Source organism: Limosilactobacillus coleohominis (assembly GCF_016901675.1).
Lineage (GTDB): Bacteria > Bacillota > Bacilli > Lactobacillales > Lactobacillaceae > Limosilactobacillus > Limosilactobacillus intestinavium.
This window is the reverse complement of record NZ_JACJKU010000103.1, coordinates 1-4,006: the sequence shown is the minus strand read 5'-3', so window position 1 is coordinate 4,006 and position 4,006 is coordinate 1. Positions and strand designations below refer to the sequence as shown.

Sequence of the window (4,006 nt, the reverse complement as noted above, 5' to 3'; positions counted from 1 at the left end):
GGACTTAAACTCACGGCCACTTAAATGTCTCAACTGGCGATCACCCATTGAAGTCTTTATGCGAAAAATGTTTCGATGAAGTGTTCAATTTATTTATTGCAATCTGCCTGATACTAAAAATAATGCTTAAATTCAAATTATAACTCTAAGTCGTTACCTTGATGGGATAACGGCTTTTTAGTTTGAGCTTTTTGTACAGAAACGATTCTTTGTTGCTTTTTCCGCTTAGTTTCAGCTTCCTTCTCCCTCTCTAGTTGTTGCCGATGGAGTTGAATCTGATGGATCCGTTTCCGTTCCCGTTCACTCTGCGTATTAGATAACCGCCAAGCAGGAATTCGTTTATTTGAACGCAATAATGAATCAAGCTGTTCATCATTTGCCATATGGATACTAAATGACATTGTTAACAATCCTCTTTCTATAAAGGTAATAATCAGCGGTTCCACATAAAATAATTAAACTAATTGCCACGAACACTTTCCACCACCCGGGAGTCAATGGAATAACTACTAATAAGCAAACCATTTCAAGACCAAACAGAACCAAAAGCTGCATGAAACTAGATAATATTCCTGTTATTTTATCAATACTCTGTTGACTAGTTTGCGCACTAATCTTAGCACTCAAGCTCGCCTGCTGAGCATCCTCGCGATCCTGTTTGAATCGCTGATTAACGGTTGATTTAACCACTTCATCAATTGTTTTCCCAGTATCATTTTGGAATTGTTGATATACATCATTAGTAACCTCACTAGTATGATGAGTTATCCCATTCCGTATAGATAAAATAAGATTCCGCAAAGTCGGTACTAAGCGATTGTTTACTGTTTGTGTATAGTGTTCCAGATACTTACCTACTTGGTCTAAATCAGCAGCTTTAGCGACATATTCCTGGGTTTTCTGATCAAGATTTTGTTCACGCAAATTAATGTTAGTTTCAAGGCCATCCATTTTCTGCTCAAGGCTATCAACTCGATCAACTAAACCGTCCGCATAGCCAACAGCTTGAGCATCACTTACTGCTTTGAGTACATTATCGTTCTGGTCCTTCAATTTCTTTTGAACGTCTTGGTTGTTTTGATCGACTTTCTCGCTTAGGCTTTGTAGCTTGTCGGCTAACTCTCTTAGTTCCCCTGGCTTGACGTTGTTCCTGATTAAGTAGTCGAGTTTTTTGTTCAACTGCTTTTCGCTTTTCTTCATCAATGGCTTCTTTGAGTTGTTGTTCAGCAACTTCGTTAATTCGTCGTTGTTGTCTTGCTCTTGCCCTAGCATCTGCTGCCATGGTTTTGACTTTTTCGAGTCCGTCGTTTTCTCTTCGGTCATAATTTTGTTTCTCCTTTTCGTTTTCTTTCTTCCTATTAAAGTAACGTTCAATCTCACTCTTAGAGAATGATTGGCCTAGACCGCGGGTAGACTTAATTTCTCCGGTTTCTTTATCGATTCTTTGATAAAAGTCCCGCACTTTCATTTCTCTAGTTCCAGTCTTGGTACTGACTATTTGATGATATGTCCACGCCTTACCTTTTTGTCGTTCAGTAACCGTAATGCTATGTTGTTCAAGTTGCTTCAAAAAGTCTGTAATGTTATCAACCTTTGCCTTAATTTGGTTAATTAGCTCTTTCAACTGGTGTTGCCACTCAGATTTAGTCGTCAGATTATGTATGTCTTTACGCTCGGTTTGGTTATGTACTGGGTTGGTCCACTGACGACCAGTAATTCGCTGATAATTGGTTTTCATTTCACGGTCAAAATCTTTGCGGAGTTTGTTGATGTTAAAACGGTTAGTTGCAACTGTTTTTCCATTTGGTTTGATGGTATTCATCACGACATGGGCATGTAGTTTCCCGCCTTCACCGTCACTTTGGATTGCTATTACGGACTGACAATCGGCAAAGTGCTTACGAACATAATGCTGTACAAGTCGTAATGCTTGTTGTGATTGGGCTTTTAAGTCTGATGTGTCAAATTCCGTTGGGTCAAAAGAGATAATAATTGTTTGTGCCTGATAGCATCGTCTTGGATTATGAGCACGTTTTAATACTGTCCTAAATTGCCGTTCAAGGTAGGCACCATTTTGAGTTGCTGAAATTTTACCATCATTGTCATGCAACATTTTGATATTAAAGCCACTAGCAGCCAAAACACGTTTGGTGGTTTTCCGATACGAATGGGCTGGTTCATTGAAAACATACTTCAGACGATTGTAACTAGAATGGCAACTATGTGTTTGCAGGATAGACATGGGTACTTTCGTCCTTTTCTTTGAGTCCAACCTCAACCTTCAAGTCAGCAATTTTCTTTTTGAGAACTGATAGATACCGTGAATCTTCAAAAAGTCGTGATGAAATCCACTTCCACAAGTCTGTGTCCGTTAGGTCCTCATCTTCTTTAGCCACTGTATTCATCACTTTAGCTATTTGGTTAAGATTATTGCCCATTTGCGTTACCGACATCATGATAGCTTCTAGTTGTGATTGAATATCACTAAACTGGTTTTGTAATACAGATAATTGTGATGATGTTTTAGTATCTGTAATACCCATCACAGCTTGTGTTAACGGTAACCGTTCTTCATCAGATAATTTTGTCAGCAAAATTGAAATGTAGTCGGTATTACCCTTCTTCCATTCTTCCTCAGCTTTCTTTAGCATCATCTCATCCTTGATCATCTGGCGAACTGCCTTAGAATTGTTTTCTTCACCCAACAGCTTCTTTACTTTATCAAAATCAGCCATCTCATCTTCGTCTAAACGGCTCTGAATTAACTTATTGCGTAACGGCTTCATAGTGTATTTACCTCCTCATGTTTGCCGTCCCGGCAAAATAAATTTTCAAGCTTCGCGTGCTCGCGACAACGCTTGACTAAATTTATATAATTCGTCGAGTTAGTTCCTGCTTAGCATTAATTGGTCTATACCAATTCATTAATTATATTATATACTAAACAGTAACTAACTTGCAAGCAATTAAAAACGTATGATAACAAAAGTTTGTCATACATTTTATAGCTTGGCGGGGAGCCTGCACGCTCTCCCTGCACCCTATCGTTGTATCGTCTGCTCCATTCAAAACGGTGAGTACCTTGAGATTAACATTCAAGGTCACCTTTTGAGATTCCCCAGCCGATTTACTTATAACTTCACTATAAGTAACAACAGTGACCAAACTGACTGCTCCGTTTGGATTTCAGCATTTCTTTTTGTGGCAACAAACAGAAACAAAAAATGCCCCACTTATCAAATGACGATAAGTAGGACAACAGTCACTTACTTTTCAACAAAAGTAAGCAAAATTAATTTCAAACACACAAAAATATCACGTTAAAACGTTGATATATCAACCTATATGACCTCTTGCATTTTCTCCCAAACACACAGAACACAATCTTTAATTCTGTGTGTTTATTTGTGTGTTTGAAACAGTAATCCAGAACGTTTCAGAACCATTCACTTTACTTTTTAAGTATACAAAAAAGCCCACAGATTAAGCTTTTACGGCTTTTTTTGTAGGCTTCCGAATTCTACTGAATTCTATCTAGTGCTGACTAAAGGATTCGAACCTTCGACCTCATCATTACTAATGACGTGCTCTGCCAACTGAGCTAAGTCAGCATCAATCAACATTAATTAGTATATCAAAGTAGTCAAAAAAAGCAAGCACTTTTTTTCTTTTTTTCGAACTTACAAAAGAAGCCATGCAAATGGTGTCTCACCCACTCGCATGACTTTAGATTACTTATAATTTTACTTCACTGCTTTCTGATACTCATCGCACATCCGTAAAACACAGCGTTTCATTTCTTTAATATCCAGAACACTTTCTGCGAATTCTTTCCGTACCAATTCATCAGGTAGGTACTCATCATATTTATCAAAGACTGGGACTTCCTTTGGATATGGCAGATTGCAATAAATAAATTGAACACTTCATCGAAACATTTTTCGCATAAAGACTTCAATGGGTGATCGCCAGTTGAGACATTTAAGTGGCCGTGAGTTTAAGTCCC

The 4,006-nt window shown here is 38.1% G+C and carries 4 protein-coding genes and 1 tRNA gene; all 5 read right to left on the bottom strand.

Translation table 11 applies throughout. The annotated features are described in order from the left end of the window. Positions 1-137 precede the first annotated feature (137 nt). The 5 genes from H5975_RS07545 to H5975_RS07525 all read right to left on the bottom strand — a co-directional run bounded on the left by H5975_RS07545 (position 138) and on the right by H5975_RS07525 (position 3,611). Complete coding sequence (locus tag H5975_RS07545; protein WP_047769017.1) at positions 138-401, bottom strand: hypothetical protein; 264 nt, start codon at positions 399-401, stop codon at positions 138-140. Then, the gene (locus H5975_RS07540) at positions 391-1,053 is read right to left on the bottom strand and encodes a hypothetical protein (protein WP_204785531.1); all 663 of its coding nucleotides are present in this window, start codon (positions 1,051-1,053) and stop codon (positions 391-393) included. Before H5975_RS07540 ends, H5975_RS07545 begins: the two co-directional genes overlap by 11 nt. Continuing rightward, positions 1,034-2,242, bottom strand: coding sequence for a relaxase/mobilization nuclease domain-containing protein (locus H5975_RS07535; protein WP_204785530.1), 1,209 nt, complete (start codon positions 2,240-2,242; stop codon positions 1,034-1,036). Before H5975_RS07535 ends, H5975_RS07540 begins: the two co-directional genes overlap by 20 nt. Continuing rightward, positions 2,220-2,786, bottom strand: a complete 567-nt coding sequence (gene mobC / locus H5975_RS07530; RefSeq protein ID WP_047766795.1) for a plasmid mobilization relaxosome protein MobC — start codon at positions 2,784-2,786, stop codon at positions 2,220-2,222. The genes H5975_RS07535 and mobC overlap by 23 nt, the downstream gene beginning before the upstream one ends. A gap of 752 nt (positions 2,787-3,538) precedes the next feature. Then, a tRNA-Thr gene (locus H5975_RS07525) sits at positions 3,539-3,611 on the bottom strand. Positions 3,612-4,006 lie beyond the last annotated feature (395 nt).

What these genes read in the sequence shown, in the direction of transcription:
- mobC (WP_047766795.1), bottom strand. Translation starts at nt 2,786, where the DNA reads ATGAAGCCGTTACGCAATAAGTTAATTCAGAGCCGTTTAGACGAAGAT.
- H5975_RS07535 (WP_204785530.1), bottom strand. Translation starts at nt 2,242, where the DNA reads ATGTCTATCCTGCAAACACATAGTTGCCATTCTAGTTACAATCGTCTG.
- H5975_RS07545 (WP_047769017.1), bottom strand. Translation starts at nt 401, where the DNA reads ATGTCATTTAGTATCCATATGGCAAATGATGAACAGCTTGATTCATTA.